Annotated in this window: 1 protein-coding gene; it reads right to left on the bottom strand. The window is 48.0% G+C overall.

Annotation, left to right across the window (positions count from 1 at the left end; genetic code table 11):
- The coding region (locus tag AACR77_RS21985) for a phosphoethanolamine transferase (protein ID WP_042878876.1) at nucleotides 1–611 on the bottom strand (611 nt) is incomplete at both ends.

Below are 611 nucleotides of genomic sequence, written 5' to 3'. Positions count from 1 at the left end.
GGTGACATCCAGACCTGCATAGGTACTCGGGTCTGGTCATCCGGTGCAAACTTATACGGTGTACCGTGCAGGTAAAGCCCCAATGCCCCCAATGATTCACCGTGATCGGAGACGTAGATCAACGCAGTGTTGTACTTATCCTCGTAGGTTTTCAACTTGGCTATCATCTCTGCAATCACGAAATCGGTATAGCGAATGGTGTTGTCATAGGTATTTGTAAGCTCTTCATCAGTACAATTTTCGATATCGCTACGTGGGCAATCAGGCAAGAACTGGCGATGAGAATCAGGGTAGCGCTTGTAGTAGGTTGGGCCATGACTGCCAATAAGGTGGAAGCCCACCAGTTTGTCCCCTTTCATCCGTGCAATCTCATCATCTAGATTTTGCAGTACAACCTCGTCATAACATGTGTTCTTATCACAGAAGGTCGGATAATCCTTCGGCTTAATTTCGATGTTAGGAACTCGATCACAGACTCCTTTGCAGCCGCCATCGTTCTCCTTCCACAAGATGGAGATCCCCGTTTTCTGCAACACATCGAGCAGGCCCTCACTGTTGCGAGCTCGATTATCATCAAACTCCTTTCTCCCCATATTGGAGAACATGCAGGG

This window comes from Aeromonas sp. ZOR0002, from assembly GCF_963866995.1.
GTDB classification, from domain to species: domain Bacteria; phylum Pseudomonadota; class Gammaproteobacteria; order Enterobacterales; family Aeromonadaceae; genus Aeromonas; species Aeromonas caviae.
The sequence above is the reverse complement of the archived record's forward strand: the minus strand, read 5'-3'. Positions and strand labels throughout refer to the sequence as shown.